Source organism: Plantactinospora sp. WMMC1484, assembly GCF_049315195.1.
Lineage (GTDB): Bacteria > Actinomycetota > Actinomycetes > Mycobacteriales > Micromonosporaceae > Plantactinospora.
In genome coordinates this window covers 144,085-159,882 of sequence record NZ_CP186055.1, presented here as the reverse complement: position 1 = coordinate 159,882, position 15,798 = coordinate 144,085, and the positions used below count along the sequence as shown (strand labels likewise).

14 protein-coding genes and 1 riboswitch are annotated in these 15,798 nt (G+C 73.5%); of the genes, 10 read left to right on the top strand and 4 right to left on the bottom strand.

The window, feature by feature from the left end:
* Positions 1-7: 7 nt before the first annotated feature.
* Positions 8-89: riboswitch (S-adenosyl-L-homocysteine riboswitch) on the bottom strand.
* A 234-nt stretch (positions 90-323) separates the two neighbouring features.
* Positions 324-1,145: an SAM-dependent methyltransferase gene (locus ACN28C_RS00715; RefSeq protein ID WP_422771691.1), complete on the top strand. Its 822-nt coding sequence runs from the start codon at positions 324-326 to the stop codon at positions 1,143-1,145.
* 65 nt (positions 1,146-1,210) lie between these two features.
* Here the strand turns inward: ACN28C_RS00715 and ACN28C_RS00710 are convergent, their stop codons facing one another.
* The gene (locus ACN28C_RS00710) at positions 1,211-3,367 is read right to left on the bottom strand and encodes a prolyl oligopeptidase family serine peptidase (RefSeq protein ID WP_422771690.1); all 2,157 of its coding nucleotides are present in this window, start codon (positions 3,365-3,367) and stop codon (positions 1,211-1,213) included.
* Between the two features lie 150 nt (positions 3,368-3,517).
* On the opposite strand from ACN28C_RS00710, the gene mshB reads away from it, so the two are divergent.
* The 3 genes from mshB (at position 3,518) to ACN28C_RS00695 (ending at position 5,577) form a co-directional block, all read left to right on the top strand.
* Entirely contained in the window at positions 3,518-4,474 is a 957-nt protein-coding gene (gene mshB, locus ACN28C_RS00705; protein WP_422771689.1) for an N-acetyl-1-D-myo-inositol-2-amino-2-deoxy-alpha-D-glucopyranoside deacetylase, read from the top strand.
* Positions 4,471-4,947, top strand: a complete 477-nt coding sequence (locus ACN28C_RS00700) for a hypothetical protein (RefSeq protein WP_422771688.1) — start codon at positions 4,471-4,473, stop codon at positions 4,945-4,947. Before mshB ends, ACN28C_RS00700 begins: the two co-directional genes overlap by 4 nt.
* Positions 4,948-5,112: 165 nt before the next feature.
* Entirely contained in the window at positions 5,113-5,577 is a 465-nt protein-coding gene (locus ACN28C_RS00695) for a hypothetical protein (protein WP_422771687.1), read from the top strand.
* A 22-nt stretch (positions 5,578-5,599) separates the two neighbouring features.
* Here the strand turns inward: ACN28C_RS00695 and ACN28C_RS00690 are convergent, their stop codons facing one another.
* Entirely contained in the window at positions 5,600-6,697 is a 1,098-nt protein-coding gene (locus ACN28C_RS00690) for a GNAT family N-acetyltransferase (RefSeq protein WP_422771686.1), read from the bottom strand.
* 79 nt (positions 6,698-6,776) lie between these two features.
* Here ACN28C_RS00690 and fdxA point away from each other — a divergent pair, with 79 nt between their 5' ends.
* The 5 genes from fdxA to ACN28C_RS00665 all read left to right on the top strand — a co-directional run bounded on the left by fdxA (position 6,777) and on the right by ACN28C_RS00665 (position 12,927).
* Complete coding sequence (gene fdxA / locus ACN28C_RS00685) at positions 6,777-7,100, top strand: ferredoxin (protein ID WP_130464890.1); 324 nt, start codon at positions 6,777-6,779, stop codon at positions 7,098-7,100.
* 62 nt (positions 7,101-7,162) lie between these two features.
* Positions 7,163-8,239: a succinyldiaminopimelate transaminase gene (gene dapC / locus ACN28C_RS00680; RefSeq protein WP_422774917.1), complete on the top strand. Its 1,077-nt coding sequence runs from the start codon at positions 7,163-7,165 to the stop codon at positions 8,237-8,239.
* A 92-nt stretch (positions 8,240-8,331) separates the two neighbouring features.
* Complete coding sequence (locus ACN28C_RS00675) at positions 8,332-8,988, top strand: SIMPL domain-containing protein (RefSeq protein WP_422771685.1); 657 nt, start codon at positions 8,332-8,334, stop codon at positions 8,986-8,988.
* On the top strand, positions 8,985-9,632 hold the full coding sequence (locus tag ACN28C_RS00670) for a nucleoside/nucleotide kinase family protein (RefSeq protein ID WP_422771684.1): 648 nt from the start codon (positions 8,985-8,987) through the stop codon (positions 9,630-9,632). Before ACN28C_RS00675 ends, ACN28C_RS00670 begins: the two co-directional genes overlap by 4 nt.
* A gap of 154 nt (positions 9,633-9,786) precedes the next feature.
* Complete coding sequence (locus ACN28C_RS00665) at positions 9,787-12,927, top strand: putative bifunctional diguanylate cyclase/phosphodiesterase (RefSeq protein WP_422771683.1); 3,141 nt, start codon at positions 9,787-9,789, stop codon at positions 12,925-12,927.
* Positions 12,928-13,036: 109 nt separating this feature from the next.
* Here the strand turns inward: ACN28C_RS00665 and ACN28C_RS00660 are convergent, their stop codons facing one another.
* Together ACN28C_RS00660 and dapD are read right to left on the bottom strand one after the other, a co-directional pair.
* Positions 13,037-13,609: a sugar O-acetyltransferase gene (locus ACN28C_RS00660; RefSeq protein WP_422771682.1), complete on the bottom strand. Its 573-nt coding sequence runs from the start codon at positions 13,607-13,609 to the stop codon at positions 13,037-13,039.
* Positions 13,610-13,628: 19 nt separating this feature from the next.
* On the bottom strand, positions 13,629-14,582 hold the full coding sequence (gene dapD, locus ACN28C_RS00655) for a 2,3,4,5-tetrahydropyridine-2,6-dicarboxylate N-succinyltransferase (RefSeq protein ID WP_422771681.1): 954 nt from the start codon (positions 14,580-14,582) through the stop codon (positions 13,629-13,631).
* Between the two features lie 114 nt (positions 14,583-14,696).
* On the opposite strand from dapD, the gene dapE reads away from it, so the two are divergent.
* A complete protein-coding gene (gene dapE, locus ACN28C_RS00650; RefSeq protein WP_422771680.1) occupies positions 14,697-15,770 on the top strand; it encodes a succinyl-diaminopimelate desuccinylase in 1,074 nt (357 codons plus the stop codon).
* The last annotated feature ends 28 nt before the right edge of the window (positions 15,771-15,798 follow it).

Below are 15,798 nucleotides of genomic sequence, written 5' to 3'. Positions count from 1 at the left end.
CCGTCGTCGAACGGAGGCGCCCTTGGAGAGATCAATGCTCGGGTCGAGCGTGGCGGGCAGGTCAGCCCGTTGCAGCGCCTCTCGACCGAGGTCCAAGACTACCCGAAAGGGTCCGGACCGGGCCGGAATCGTCGCGGACTGTGAGACGGCGGTGTCGTCCAGACCTGCTGTCGCAGGATCGACGTACGAGGCGAGCTCATCTAATCTCGTGGCAGATACGCCCGGTGACGCCGCCCGGCACCGACGCCGGCCCGGTGACGGGAACCCCTCAGGCCAGGCGTCGATGGCGTGCCCACATCGTGCCCGTTCGGAGGGATCGAGGCTTGACGAGCGAGAACGCCCCACCGGGTGTGGACATCAACCGGGCCAGCATCGCCCGGGTCTACGACTACCTCCTCGGTGGCAAGGACAACTTCGCGGTCGACCGGCAGGCGGCCCAGATGGCGCTGAAGATCACGCCGGACGGTCTGGAGGCGGGCCGGGCCTGCCGGGCCTTCCTCCGACGGTCGGTGCGACACCTCGCCGCGGAGGCCGGCATCCGGCAGTTCCTCGACCTCGGCTCGGGACTGCCGACCCAGGGCAACGTGCACGAGATCGCCCACGAGGTGGACCCGGACGCCCGGGTGGTCTACGTCGACAACGACCCGATGGCCCTCGCGCACGGGCGGGCCCTGCTCGCGGACGCCCGGACCACCACCGTGGTCGGGGCCGACGTCCGTGAGCCGGAGGAGATCCTCGACCATCCCGAGGTCCGGCGGATGATCGATTTCGACCAGCCGGTCGGGCTGCTGCTCATGGCGATCCTGCATCACCTGCACGACCACGAGGAGCCCGGCGCCGTCACCCGCCGGCTCACCGCCGCACTGCCCTCCGGCAGCTACCTGGCGATCTCGCACTTCCACGACCCCGGCGATGCCCACCCGGACATCTCGCAGAAGGTCCGGGGGGTGGAGAAGATCTTCAACGAGACCCTCGGCACCGGCCGGTGGCGTACCCACCAGGAGATCCTCGCCTTCTTCGGCGACCTGGAGTTGCTGCCGCCCGGGCTGGTCCCGGTGGCGGAGTGGCGCCCGGACGGCGACGAGGACGCAGGGCAGACCGACACCTACCACACCGTCGTGGGTGGGGTGGCCCGCAAGACCTGACCGGCACCTGCCGCGCCGTGGTTCCGGACATCCGGCCGGGAGAGATTCTGCCGGTGCGCCGAGGGTCAGAGGTGCTGGCGGAGGAAGTCGAGCTCGAGGGCGAGCAGCCGTTCCGCGGTGCCGCCGGCCGCCATGTGGGTGGCGCCGGTCAGCGGGATGACCGAGTGCGGCCGGCCGGTGGCCAGCAGCGCGGCGGAGAGCCGGAGCGTGTGCGCGGCCACCACGTTGTCGTCGGCCAGCCCGTGCAGCAGCAGGATCGGCCGGGCCTCCTCGGGGTCGCGTACCGGCTCGGCGGCGAGTTCCAGGAGCGAGTGGTGGGCGTACACCTCGGGGCTGTCGGCCGGGGTCCCGAGATAGCGCTCGCTGTACGCGGTGTCGTAGAGGGTCCAGTCGGTCACCGGCGCACCGGCGACGGCGCACCGGAACAGGTCGGGCCGGCGCAGCACGGCCAGCGCGGCGAGCCAGCCACCGAACGACCAGCCCCGGACCGCCACCCGGCCCAGGTCGAGGTCGGGGTGCTTGCCGGCGAGCGCGGTCAGCGCGTCCGCCTGGTCGGCCAGGATGACGTCGGCGAGCCGCCGGTGCACCACCTTCTCGAACGAGGGCGCGACTCCGGGCGTACCCCGGTTGTCGACGGTGACCACCGCGTAGCCGGCGTCGGCCCACCACTGCCGCTCCAGCCACGCCGACCGGGCGGCCACCACCTCCTGGTGGCCCGGCCCGCCGTAGACGTCGAGCAGCACCGGCAGCCGCCGGCCGGCGACGTGGTTGCCGGGGTAGAGCACCGCGGTCGGCAGCCGGCGGTCGGTGACCCGCTCCAGCGCGGGCCGGGGCGCGTACGGCGGGGTTGCGGCGAGCGAGCGCAGCCTGCCCACCTCCCGGTCGCCCTGCCAGACCGTCCAGGTGCTGCCGGGCACGTCGAGGGAGCGGGACTGCACCACGAGGACGTCGCCGCCGACCGTGCCGCCGTGCCAGCCCGGGTCGGCGGTCATCCGCCGGGCGTCGATCCCGCCGGCCCCGATCGCGGTACGCACCCGGAACAGGTGCTGCTGGCTCGGCTCCCCCTCGCTTCCCTCGACGAGCAGGTCGGGGCTGCCGTTGCGGTTCGGCAGCCAGCCGACCACCCGGCGTACGTAGAGCGAGGGTGGGGTGAGCAGGGTGCCGTCGGCGAAGAGGCAGCGGGCGTCGTAGCCGTCGTGCGCGAGTTCGCCGCCGACGAGTACCCGGCCGTCGGGGAGGTGCCGGGGTGTGCCGGCGACCGGCTCGACCCAGCGTGGGTCGGCGAGCTCGGCGTGCACCTGCGTCTCGCCGGTACGCGGGTCCACGGCGAGCACCAGGCCGTGCTGCTGCAACCTGCGCAGTACGGTGATCAGCGGCCCGGTCTCGGCCCACTCCACCCCGACCAGGTAGGGATAGGTCTCCCGGTCCCAGTGCACGTCGACCCAGCCGCCGTCGAGGTCGAGCAGGTGCAGGCTCACCTCGGCGTTCGGCCCGCCGGCCCGGGGGTACGCGACCGAGCGGGGCGGGCTGGCCGGGTCACCGGCGTCGTGCAGGTACCAGCGGGGCAGCCGGGACTCGTCGACCCGGGCGGCCAGGATGGAACGCCCGTCCGGCGCCCACCAGTAGCCGCGGAACCGGTCGAACTCCTCGGCCGCGATGAACTCGGCCAGCCCCCAGGTGACCCCGGCGTCCTCGCCGGCGAGCAGCGTGTCGGTCCCGTCGGCGTCGACCACCCGCAACTGCCCGACGCGGCCGTCGCCGGCCGCGTCGGTGACGTAGCCGATCCGCTGGCCGGTGGGGTCGGGGCGGGGGTCGAGCACCGGACCGTTGACGGCGATCTCGACCACGTCCCCGTGCAGCAGGTCGGCCCGGAAGAGCTGGCCGGCGAGCGCGAAGACGGCGACCCGGGCGGGCGGGTCGGTGGCGTACGAGCCGATGCCGGCGGCGCTCAGCCGGAGCCGTTCGCGCAGCGCCTGCTCGGCCGGGTGCGGCGTGCCGGTCGGGTCCGCGTCCGTCGCCGGCTCGGCGAGCAGGTCGGCGGGGTCGGCGACCAGGCGTTCGGTGCCGGTTGCCACGTCCAGCATCCAGAGCGCGTCAACCGGGTCGGTCGGGCCGCCGGAGCGGAGGAAGAGCACCCGCGAGCCGTCGTTCGCCACCGTCACGGACCGCGGCGCGCCGCGGTTGAAGCGGCGGGTGCGGGCGGCCAATTCCGGGTAGTCCACATCGTGATCGTAGAGGCGGGCGCGCGGCGATGTGGCCGAGCCGGCCATCGCGCCCCCGTCCGGTACCGGTAGTGACCTGGTGACTCTCCGGGAGTGGCGACCGGCTTCGGTGAGTAGGGCGTGCGGGTGCGGCGGCGTAGAGTTGCCCGGGTGACGTATCCGACCTCGGCCGGCCAGGACCGGCCGGCCCGGCGGCTGCTGCTGGTGCACGCGCATCCCGACGACGAGTCGATCGGCACGGGCGCGACGATGGCGTACTACGCGGCGGCGGGCGCCGGAGTCACCCTGGTGACCTGCACCCTCGGCGAGGAGGGCGAGATCCACGTGCCGGCGCTGGCCGGGCTCGCCGCGACCGAGGCCGACCAGCTCGGCGGATACCGGATCGCGGAGCTGGCCGCCGCCTGCGCCGCGCTCGGTGTGCGGGACCACCGGTTTCTCGGCGGCGCGGGGCGCTACCGCGACTCGGGGATGATGGGGCTGCCGACCAACGACCATCCGCGGGCCTTCTGGCGGGCCGACCTCGACGAGGCGGCGGCGCACCTGGTCGAGATCATGCGGGAGGTGCGCCCCCAGGTGCTGGTCACCTACGACCCGAACGGCTTCTACGGGCACCCGGACCACATCCAGGCGCACCGGGTGGCGATGCGCGCCGCCGAACTGGCCGCCGCCGAGGGCTTCGGGCCGGCCAAGATCTACTGGACGGCGATGCCGAAGAGCGTGCTGGAGGCCGGCCTGGTCGCCTTCGCCGAGGCCGAGGAGAACCCGTTCGCCGGCGCCGAGCACGCCGACGACCTGCCGTTCGGCACGCCGGACGACGAGCTCGCGGCCCGGATCGACGGCACCGACCAGCACACCGCCAAGGAGGCGGCGATGCGGGCGCACGCCACCCAGATCCCGGACAACTCGTGGCTCTATTCGATCGCCAGCAACTTCGGCGGTGAGTTCATGGGGGTGGAGTACTACACCCTGGCCGCCGGGACCCGGGGCCCGGGCTTCGGGCCGTACGGCTGGGAGGACGATCTCTTCGCCGGCCTGCCGTCGACGGCGGAGCCGGGGCCGACCTCGGCTCGGGCGTCGTCATCGGCTCAGGTGGCGGCGGCGCGGTGACCCTGCCGAGCGCGTCCGTGTCGACCTCGCCGGAGCAGGAGTCGGGCCCGCCGCCCGCCGGCCGGCCGGGGCTGCGCCGGGCGGTCGACCTGACGCTGCGGGTGGTGGGCGGAGTGGTCGCGGTGGTGGCTGCGGCAGCCACTGCCGCGCTGGAGCTGATCCTCTCGACGCTTCGGGTCGGTGGTGTGCTGATCGGGGTGTCGGTGCTGGTCACGGTGCTGGCGAATGCGGCGCTGGGCTGGTTCGCGCCCCGGGCGGTCGGGCGGCGGTGGGCGCTCGCGCTCCCCGCCGGCGTCTGGTTCGCCGTGATGGTGGTGGCGGCCGGCGGCACCAGCGAGGGCGACATCCTGATCGCCGGCAACAACTGGGTCGGCATCGCCATGATCTTCGCCGGCTCGGTCACCTTCGCGGTCGTGGGCTTCCGCATGATCATGAATCCGCGCGGCCCGGACTCACCGCTGCTGCGGCCCTGACCTCGCGGCCCTGACCTCGCCCGTCGTGCTGGGCCGCGCCGGGCGGCTACGGCGTGCGTCGGTTTCCCCGTCGTTCGCACCATGGATCCACGCGGCGACGGATGGTAGAACCTTGTGGCAGGTGGCCCCCGGTCCGGTGGGGGCCGGACGCCAAGAGGACGTGCGATGAAGGAGCGCTGGCTGCCGGTCGGAGTACTCGCGGGTGTGCTGTTCGGGATCAACGTCGTGGCGCGGCTCGTCGCCCGGTTCGCCTTCGGGGACGACACCGAGATGCAGGACCGGATCTCGCTGGGCATGTTCGCCGCGATCGGGGTGGTGCTGGCGACCCTGGCCTTCGTCCGGGGCCGGCGCCGCCCGCTGCCCGACTGGGGCGGGGAGATGGCGCTCGCCGTACTGGTCGCGATGGTGCTGACCATCTTCGTGGGGCCGTTCATCAGCGGCAACCAGCCGTTCGCCGCGGGTGCCGGGGCGTTCTTCGCGCAGATCTGGTTCTACGCCGGCTGCGCCCTCGGCGGCGTACTCGTCGGCTACCTGCTGCTCACCGCCTTCGGCTGGGACTACCGGTCGCAGTCGCTGAAGCGGTACGCCGAGGCGAAGCAGGCCAAGCCGCGCCGGGTGGTACGCCGCTGACCGTCCCACCGACCCGTCCGGGTCAGCCCCGTCGCGGCTCGACCCGCGTCTGGTAGGTGTGGTGGGTGGTGAAGCCGAGCCGCCGGTAGAGCGAGACGGCGGCCTCGTTGTGCTCTTCCACCTGGAGAAACGCCCGGGTCGCGCCGAGTCCGGTCGCCCACCCGGCCAGTGCCCGGACCGCCTGCTGGGCGAGCCCTCGGCGCCGGGCCTGCGGGACCACCTCGATCAGGCTCAGGCCGAGCCAGCGTCCCGGACCGGTGACGGTGCCCCGGGCCACCGCGACAAGCTCCCGCCGGTCGCCGCCAACCGGTCCCGGGCCGTCGGCGGGCGGGCCGGCGTAGAGGTGCACGAAACGGACCTGCCGCACGGCGGTGAGGATGTGCCGGGCGGCGTCCGGCAGTTCGACCGCCGGCCCGCCACCCAGCGGGGTGGCGGCCGGGCGCGGAGCGCCGGCCCGGTTCGCGGCGTCGGGCCCGGCGTGGTCGCGGGACTGCTTCGCCTTGCGTCGGGCGGCCAGCGCGTACCAGCCCGGGGTGGGGGTCTCGGCCAGCTCGGGCGCCGGCAGCTCCGGTCGGGGCGGCACGGCGTCCAGGATCGCCGTCAGCGGTGCGGTCTGCACCAGTACCAGCGGTCGGGCCGACCAGCCGCGGGCGTCCAGTGCCGCCCCGACCGGGGCGGCCAGCGGCAACGGCACGTTGACCATGGCCGGCCGGCCGCGCTCGGCGTACCAGCGGGTGACCGCGTCGATCGCCTCGTCCAGCGGCCGGTCCGGGTCGCCCACCGGCAGGGCGCTGTTCGCCCGCCCGGACCACCCCTCGGCGGTACGCAGCAGCCAGTCGCCGAGGCGCGCCCGGACCGGAGCCGGCCACGCCTCGTCCGAGGCGAGTTCGAGTTCGACCACCGCCGCCGCGTTCGGGCGTCGGGCCGGTGGCACCCGCTTGGCCCGGTGCACCTCGCCCAGCGGCACCCGCAGCGGCCCGCTGTCGGTGGCGAGCGTGAGATGGGTCTCGGTCAGGTCGACCAGCTCGCCGAGGGCGTCGCTGAAGAGCGTGCGACCGCCGCGATCTCCGACAATGCGCCGCACGACGATCCGGTGTCCCACATCGCGGCGTCCCAGCACGATCGACCCCCTCCCCGGCGACATACTAGGCTCTTACTGTCGCGGTCGATCGCGGCGGAGCCTGCGGAGGAGAAGATCGGTGACCTACATCATCGCCGAGCCGTGCGTGGATGTGCTCGACAAAGCGTGCATCGAGGAGTGCCCGGTCGACTGCATCTACGAAGGCAACCGGATGCTCTACATTCACCCCGACGAGTGTGTCGACTGCGGGGCGTGCGAGCCGGTCTGCCCGGTGGAAGCGATCTTCTACGAGGACGACGTGCCGGAGCAGTGGAAGGACTACACCACCGCGAACTACGAGTTCTTCGAGGACCTGGGTTCGCCGGGCGGAGCAGCCAAGATCGGTAAGGTGGAGAAGGACACTCCGTTCGTCGCGGCGCAGCCGCCACGGGGCGAGCACTGAGCGGCACCACCCCGGCTGCCACCCGGCGGCCCGGCGGGGCTGCCCCGGGCCGCGCCGGAAACCTGCCCGACTTCCCGTGGGACCTGCTGGAGCCGGCAAAGGCGCTGGCCGCGCGGCATCCGGACGGGATCGTCGACCTCTCCGTGGGCACCCCGGTCGACCCGGTGCCCGAGTTGGTCCGGACCGCGCTGGCCGCGAGTGCGGACGCGCCCGGCTATCCGCTGACCGCCGGCTCGCCGACGCTGCGCGCCGCGCTCGCAGAGTGGGTGGCCCGACACTGCGGTGCCGATCCGGAGGCGGTCGGGGTGCTGCCGACGATCGGCTCCAAGGAACTGGTCGGCTGGCTGCCGACGCTGCTCGGGCTCGGCCCGGGCGACGTGGTGGTGATCCCGCAGGTCTGCTATCCGACGTACGAGGTCGGGGCGCGGCTGGCCGGCGCGGAGGTGGTCCGGGCCGACGCCCTGACCGCCCTCGGACCCGACCCCCGGGTACGGCTGATCTGGATCAACTCGCCGGCCAACCCGACCGGGCGGGTCCTGCCGCCGGAGCACCTCCGCAAGGTTGTGGAGTGGGCCCGCGAGCGCGGCGTCGTGGTGGCCAGCGACGAGTGCTACCTCTCGTTGGGCTGGGAGGAGACGCCGACCTCGATTCTCGACCCGGAGGTCTGCGGCGGCGACCACGCCAACCTGCTCGCCGTGCACTCCCTCTCCAAGCGCTCCAACCTGGCCGGTTACCGGGCCGGGTTCGTCGCCGGTGACCGCACGCTCGTCGACGCCCTGCTCACGGTCCGCAAGCACGCCGGGATGATCGTGCCGGCTCCGGTGCAGGCGGCGATGGTCGCGGCGCTCGCCGACGACGCGCACGTGGCCGAGCAGCGCAGCCGGTACGCCGCCCGCCGCGAGGTGCTGCGGGACGCGCTGGTCAGGTCGGGCTTCGAGATCGAACACTCCGGGGCCGGGCTCTATCTCTGGGCCACTCGGGGCGAGCAGAGTCGGGCCACGGTGGACTGGCTCGCCGAGCGTGGCATCCTGGTGGCGCCCGGCACCTTCTACGGCCCGGCCGGCGACCGGCACATCCGGGTGGCGCTCACCGCCACCGACGAGCGGGTCGCCGCCGCCGCGGCCCGGCTGCCCGGCTGATCCGCGGCCGGTCCTGGTACACCGGAGGTGGGCGCACCGACGGGTCCATTGCCGAGCCGGAGTCGCCGGGGAGCGGGCATTAGGGTGGACGGATGACGGATCGACCGATCGTGGTGGTGCGCGGCGAGGTGGTCCGGGAGGTGCCTCCGGAGATCGCCCGGTTCACGGTGACCGTCTCCGCCCGCGACCGGGACCGCCGGGCCGCGCTGGCCCGGCTGGCCGAGCGTGCCGAGGCGGTACGGGCACTGATCGACGGCTACGGCGACGCGATCGAGCGCCGGGAGACCGGCCAGCTCTGGGTACGCCCCGAGCTGAAGCGCTCCGGCGAGAAGGTGACCGGATACGCCGCCAGCGCCACCACCACGGTGACCGTGACCGACTTCGGGGTGCTCGGCGAGCTGATGCTCCGGCTCGCCGACCAGGACCAGAGCACCGTCGCCGGGCCGTGGTGGGAGCTGCGGCCGGAGAGCCCGGCGTACCGGGAGGCGCGGCGCGCCGCCGTCGGCGCGGCGTTCGACCGGGCCCGGGAGTACGCCGAGGCGCTCGATGTCGAGGTCAGTGCCCTGATCCAACTCTCCGACACCGGCACCGGCGTGCAGCCGATGATGGCGCTGGCCGGGCACGGCATGGCCTACCGGGCCGCCGACGCGGGACTCCCGGAACTCGAGCTCGACCCGCGCCCACAGACCGTGCAGGCGGCCGTCGAGGCCCGGTTCGAGATCACCCCGCCCCGGATCGCCGGGCAGTGACCGCACCGTTCTCGCACAACCTGGCCGAGCTGGTGAACCGGGCCGCCGCGCTGGCCTCGACGGGCCCGCGCCGGCTGCTCGGCATCACCGGCCCACCCGGAGTGGGCAAGTCGACCCTGGCCGGGCTGGTGGTGGCGGCCCTCGACGGCGTCGCCGAGCTGGTGCCGATGGACGGCTTCCACCTCGCCGAGGACGAACTGCGCCGGCTCGACCGGCACGCCCGCAAGGGCGCGCTCGACACCTTCGACGGTGCCGGCTTCGTCGCGCTGCTCCGCCGGCTCCGGACCGCCGGACCCGACACTGTGTACGCACCCGAGTTCCGTCGCGAGATCGAGGAGGCGATCGCCGGGGCGATTCCGGTGCCGGCGTCGGTGCCGCTGGTGGTGATCGAGGGCAACTACCTGCTGGTCCCGGAGCGGCCGTGGGGCGAGGTACGCGACCTCCTCGACGAGGTCTGGTATCTCGACGTCGACGAGACCGAACGGCTGCGCCGGCTGACCGACCGGCACATCGCGTTCGGCCGCGAACCGGCCGAGGCGGCTGCCCGGGCCCGCGGCACCGACCAGCGCAACGCCGAGCTGATCGCCGGCACGATCGGTCGCGCCGACCTCGTCGTCCGGATGGCACCGTCCAATTCGGCCTGACCGGCGTCCTTGCTCACTGCCCATCGGCCGGTACCAGTACCCGGCGGGGTGATGGCGAAGCGCATCGAGGACTGGTAGACCGATCGGCGAAGCTGTTTCGACCCTGTTGCTTCGACCCTCTACGCAGCCGGCGGCGACGATCGGCAGGAGAGCCGTGTCAGTTCGGAAACTGATGTCCTGGTACGCCGGGCTCAACGCTGCGCTGGTGGTCTGCTTCTTCGCCCTGCCGGTGCCGCGTCCGGTGGTGGCCGCCGCGTTCGGGCTGGCCGGCATGGCGGCGGTGGCGATCGGCATCCGGCGCTACCGGCCGGACCGGGCGTACGCCTGGTGGCTGCTCGGCGCGGCTCTCGTCGTCTTCGCCGCCGGCGACACCGTCTACCTGCTCGCCGCGAACTTTCCGCTCGGGGACTCCCCGGCAGACTCCGGGCTCGTCTCGGACCTCTTCTACCTGGTGATGCTGCCGTTGATCGGTGCAGGGCTGCTCGGGCTGACCCGCTCCACCACCGGCGCCCGGGACCGGTCCGGGCTCCTCGACTTCCTGATCTTCACCACCGCCGGTGCCTTCCTGCTCTGGGTGCTGGTGATCCGGCCGTACCTGGTCGGTCCGGGGCCCACCACGTTCGAGCAGTCGGTGCTGGCCGCGTACGCGCTGCTGGACGTGCTGTTGCTGGCCACCGCCGCCCGGATCGCGGTCACCTCGCGGGGCAGCGCCGCCGGGCTGCTGCTGGTGTTCGGCGCGGCCGGGATGCTCGTCTCGGACCTCAGCTACGGCGCCGCGTTGCTGCGCGGCGGCTGGCAGCCGGGCGGCCCGGACGAGCTGGGCTGGCTGAGCTTCTACGTCGCCTGGGGCGCCGCCGCGCTGCATCCGTCGATGGCGACGCTGACCGAGCCGGCCGAACCGCCGGACAGCGAGATCGGCAAGACCCGGCTGGTCCTGCTCGGCATCGCCGCCACCCTCGCCCCGGCGGTGCTGCTCTACGAGGTGCTGAACGGGGACGTCCGGGACGGCGCGGTGATCGCGGTGGTCGGCGGCGTGGTCTTCGCCCTGGTGCTGAGCCGCCTGGCGGACGCGGTGGACGGGCACCGGCAGGCGGTGGCCCGGGAGCGCGGGCTGCGCCAGGCCGGCGCCGAGTTGGTGGCCGCGACCGACACCGCCGAGGTCCGCCGGGCGGTACGCACCGCCGTGGCCCGGCTGGTGCCGAGGCAGGCCGCGCACCGGATCGTCTTCTCGATCAACCACAGCGACGGGGTGCCGGCGGCCACCACCAGTATCTGGGGGCCGGGAATGGCAGCCGCGTCCCCGTTCTATCCGGCGCCGACTCCCGCCGTCGCCCGGCGCAGCCGGCTGCTGCGGGTCCGGACCCTGCAACCGGCGCTGGCCGAGCAGCTCCAGGGCTTCGAGACCGTCGCGCTCTGCCCGCTGGTCGGCGACGGCCGGACCGGAGCCGTCGTCGGCGACGGCCGGACCGGCGGTACGCCTGGCGGCGGCCGGGCCAGCGGCGCGCCCCGGGTCGGCGCGCTGCTGGTCGCCACCGACAGCCGGCTGCTGCCCTCGCTGCGGGACTCGCTGGAGGTGCTGGCCGCGCAGGCGGCGATGGCGTTGGAGCGGATCGGCCTGGCCCAGGAGATCAACCGCCGGGAGAGCGAGGCATACTTCCGCAGCCTGGTGCAGAACGCGGCGGACGTGATCCTCATCGTCGACGACGACCAGCGGATCCGCTACGCCAGCCCCTCCGTCCGGAGCGTCCTCGGCGTCGAGCCGGCGGAGTGCACCGATCTCGGCACACTGCTCTCCGCCGAGGAGCAGCTCCCGGTCGCCACCCTGCTCACCCCGGCGGCCGGCGAGCCGGAGCGGCGCGGGATCGACTGGTGCGTACGCCTCCCGGATGGGCAGCGGGTACAGCTCGAGGTGACCTGCCGGGACCTGCGCCGGGACCGGACCGTACGCGGCTTCGTGCTGACCCTGCGGGACATCACCGAGCGGGTCCGGCTGGAGCAGGAGCTGACCCATCGGGCGGTGCACGACTCGCTCACCGGCCTGGCCAACCGGGCCTCCTACCAGGACCAGGTCTACGAGGCGGTGGAGAAGGCCCGGGACGCCGATCGCACGGTCGGCGCGCTCTCCATCGACCTCGACGAGTTCACCGCGGTGAACGACACCCACGGACACGCCATCGGCGACGCGTTGCTGATCGCCGCCGGTGAGCGGCTGCGGGAGATCGCCGGGCCGAACGACCTGGTGGCCCGGCTCGGCGGGGACGAGTTCGCCGTACTGATCCCGGACGCGGACGACCCGGCGCAGGTGGAGCGGGTCGCCGACCACCTCGTCCGGGCGCTCGCCGAACCGCTGGAGGTCGGCGACACCGTGGTCAACGGCTCGGTCAGCGTCGGGGTGGCCACCACCGCCGACGCCAGTGACGCCGGTGAGCTGCTGCAACGCGCCGACCTCGCGCTCTACGTCGCCAAGGGGGCCGGCAAGGGCCGCTGGTGCCGCTACCAGTCGGAGCTGCACACGGCGATCGTGGAGCGGCTGGAGCTGCGGGCCGCGCTGGCCGAGGCGGTGGCGAAGCTCAGCTTCTCGGTCGACTACCAGCCGATCGTCGACATGCGGACCGGAGCGGCGGTCGGTTTCGAGGCGCTGGCCCGCTGGCACCATCCGGCCCGGGGGCCGGTGCCGCCGGCGCTCTTCATCGGGCTCGCCGAGGAGACCGGGCTGATCGAGCCGATCGGGGACTATGTGCTGCGCCAGGCGACGGCCGCGATGGCCCGGTGGCGGGCTGACCGGGGCGGGGGGCACGCCCCGTACGTCAGCATCAACGTCTCGGCCCGGCAGCTGCGGACGCCCGGTTTCGTGACCACCGTACGCGCGGCGCTGGCCGCCGCCGAGGTGCCGCCGGACCGGGTGATGCTGGAGATCACCGAGAGCCTGCTGTTGCGCGACCAGGAGCCGGTCTGGGCCGAGCTGGCCGAGCTGCGCTCCCTCGGCCTACGGGTCGCCATCGACGACTTCGGCACCGGGTTCTCGTCGCTGAGTTACCTCCAGCAGATGCCGGCCGACGTACTCAAGATCGACCGGTCGTTCACCGAGACCGTGGCCACGTCGCGGCGGCAGCGGTTGCTGGTGGAGGGGATCATCCGGCTCGCCGGCACGCTCGGCCTGGACGTCATCGCCGAGGGGGTGGAGACGGAGGCGGTCCGGACGGTCCTGCTCGACATGGGCTGCGCCTCCGGGCAGGGCTACCTCTTCGCCCGGCCGCTGCCTGACTCGGACGTGCTGGGCTGGCTCGACGGTTGACCGGGAGAGTTCGGTGTCGCCCCGGAGAGTTCGGTGTCGCCCCGGAGAGCTCGGTGTCGCCCTGCAGAGCCCGGTTCCGGCGGGTGCTGTCGGTGGAGGACGTGCGGTGTCAGAGGCGGCGGTGGACGCGGGCCGGGTTGCCGAGGGCGAGGACCCCGGGTGGGAGGTCACGGGTCACCACGCTGCCGGCGCCGACCACGGTGTCCGCGCCGATGGTGACGCCGCCCAGCACGATCGCCCCGCCGCCGAGCCAGGCGTTGTCGCCGATGGCGATCGGCCGGGCCGCCTCCCACTTCGCCCGCCGGGGCTCGGCCGCCAGCGGGTGGTGTGGGGTGAGGAGCTGCACGTTCGGCCCGATCTGCACGTCCGCGCCGATCTCGATCGGCGCGACGTCCAGCAGCACCGCGTTGACGTTCAGGTAGCACCGGTCGCCGAGGCGGATCTGGGTGCCGTAGTCGCAGTGGAAGGGCGGCCGGACCACCACGTCCGCGCCGACGGCACCGAGCAGCTCGCGCAGCAGCGCCGCGTGCCGCTCCGGCGCGGCCGCGTCGGTGGTGTTGTAGCGCCGCACGAGCACGCTGGCGCGGCGGGCCAGGGCGACCAGTTCCGGGTCGTCGGCCCGGTAGAGGTCGCCGGCGAGCATCCGCTCCCGCTGGGAGCGCGGATCCGCGTCGGTGCCCACCGCGTCGGACCCGCCCGGCTCAGTCGTTCGCGTGCAGGGCGGCGTTCAGCTCGATGCCCCGGCCGGTACGCGGCTTCGCCTCCAGCGCGCCGGTCACCGAGTTACGCCAGAAGAGCAGCCCGTCGACCCCGGAGAGTTCGCGAGCCTTGACCACCCGGCCGTCCGGCAGGGTCACCTTCGAGCCGGCGGTGATGTAGCAGCCCGCCTCCACCACGCAGTCGTCGCCGAGCGAGATCCCGATCCCGGCGTTGGCGCCGAGCAGGCTGCGCTCACCGATCCGGACCTTCTCCTTGCCGCCGCCGGAGAGCGTGCCCATGATCGATGCGCCCGCGCCGACGTCGGAGCCGTCCCCGACCACCACACCGGCGACGATCCGGCCCTCGACCATCGAGGCGCCGAGCGTGCCGGCGTTGAAGTTGCAGAAACCCTCGTGCATCACGGTGGTGCCGCTGGCCAGGTGGGCGCCGAGGCGTACCCGGTCGGCGTCGGCGATGCGTACCCCGGACGGGACGACGTAGTCGGTCATCCGGGGAAACTTGTCGACCCCGTAGACCGCCAGGTGCCGGCCGGCGGCCCGCTCGACCACCCGCAGCTCGTCGACCCGCTCCGGCGGGCACGGCCCGGCCGAGGTCCAGGCGACGTTGGCCAGCACCCCGAAGATGCCGTCGAGGTTGAGCTCGTTGGGCCGGACCAGCCGGTGGGAGAGGAGGTGCAACCGGAGGTACGCGTCGGAGGCGTCCTTGATCGGGTCGGCGAGCGAGCCGATCTCGGTGACCACCACCGCGGTACGCAACCCTGGCAGCGCCCGCTCGCCGAGCGCACCCGGCGGCAGGTCGAGCACGTCGCCGTCCTCGCCGGCGACCAGCGGCGAGGAGCCGAGGCCGAGCTTGCCGGTCGGGTACCACGTGTCGAGCACCTGGTCCCCGGCGAGCGTGGCTACGCCGATCCCCCAGGCGGGCTGTGCGGTCGTCACCGGTGCACCTCTCCGTCATCCGGGCAGGATTCGACTCAGGCGGACGTGTGGAACGTCATTTCCGAGCCGTGGACGCGTCCCGCCGATACGACCTTGACGGTACCGTCTCCCACCATGGAGAACCCGCTCACCCCCGAGGTGTTGGCCGATCCGGTCGCGTTGACCCGCGCCCTGGTCGACATCGAGTCCGTGTCCAAGAACGAGAAGGAGATCGCGGACTGCGTCGAGGAGGTGCTGAGGGACGTCCCGCACCTGACCGTGGCGCGGCACAGCAACACGATCATGGCGCGTACCGAGTTGGGGCGGGCCCAGCGGGTGGTGCTGGCCGGGCACCTGGACACCGTGCCGCTGAACAACAACTTCCCGTCCAGCGTGCAGGGCGACCTGATCTACGGCTGCGGCACCTCCGACATGAAGTCCGGGGTGGCGTACGCGCTGCACCTGGCGGTGAGCGTGCCCGAGCCCCGCTACGACGTGACGTACTTCTTCTACGAGGCTGAGGAGATCGAGTCCCGCTACAACGGGCTGACCCTGGTCGCGCAGGCTCATCCGGAGTGGCTGACCGCCGACTTCGCGGTGCTGCTGGAACCGACGCACGGGGTGGTCGAGGCGGGCTGCCAGGGCACCATGCGGGCGGTCGTCAGCGCGGCGGGCCGGCGGGCGCACTCGGCCCGGTCGTGGAACGGGGTGAACGCGATCCACGGCATCGGCGACGCGATCCACCGGCTCGCCGGCTACCAGGCCCGGATGGTCACCATCGACGGCTGCGTCTACCGGGAGGGGATGAACGCGGTCCGGATCGGCGGCGGCGTCGCCGGCAACGTGGTACCGGATCTCTGCGAGCTGGAGGTCAACTACCGGTTCGCGCCGGACCGTACGGCGCAGGAGGCGGAGCTGCACCTCCGGGAGACCTTCGACGGCTACCAGGTGCGGCTGATCGACTCGGCACCGGGCGCGCTGCCGGGGCTGACCGCCGCACCGGCCCGGGAGTTCCTGGCGGCGGTCGGCGCGGACCCGATCGGCAAGCTCGGCTGGACCGACGTGGCGCGGTTCGCCGCCCTCGGCATCCCGGCGCTCAACTTCGGCCCCGGTGACCCGAACCTCGCGCACGCCCCCGACGAGCACGTCGAGATCGGCAAGATCCGGGACGGCGCGGCCACCCTGCACCGCTGGCTTGCCTCACACTGAGGCGGCCCGGTCTGCACTCCGGCGTTGC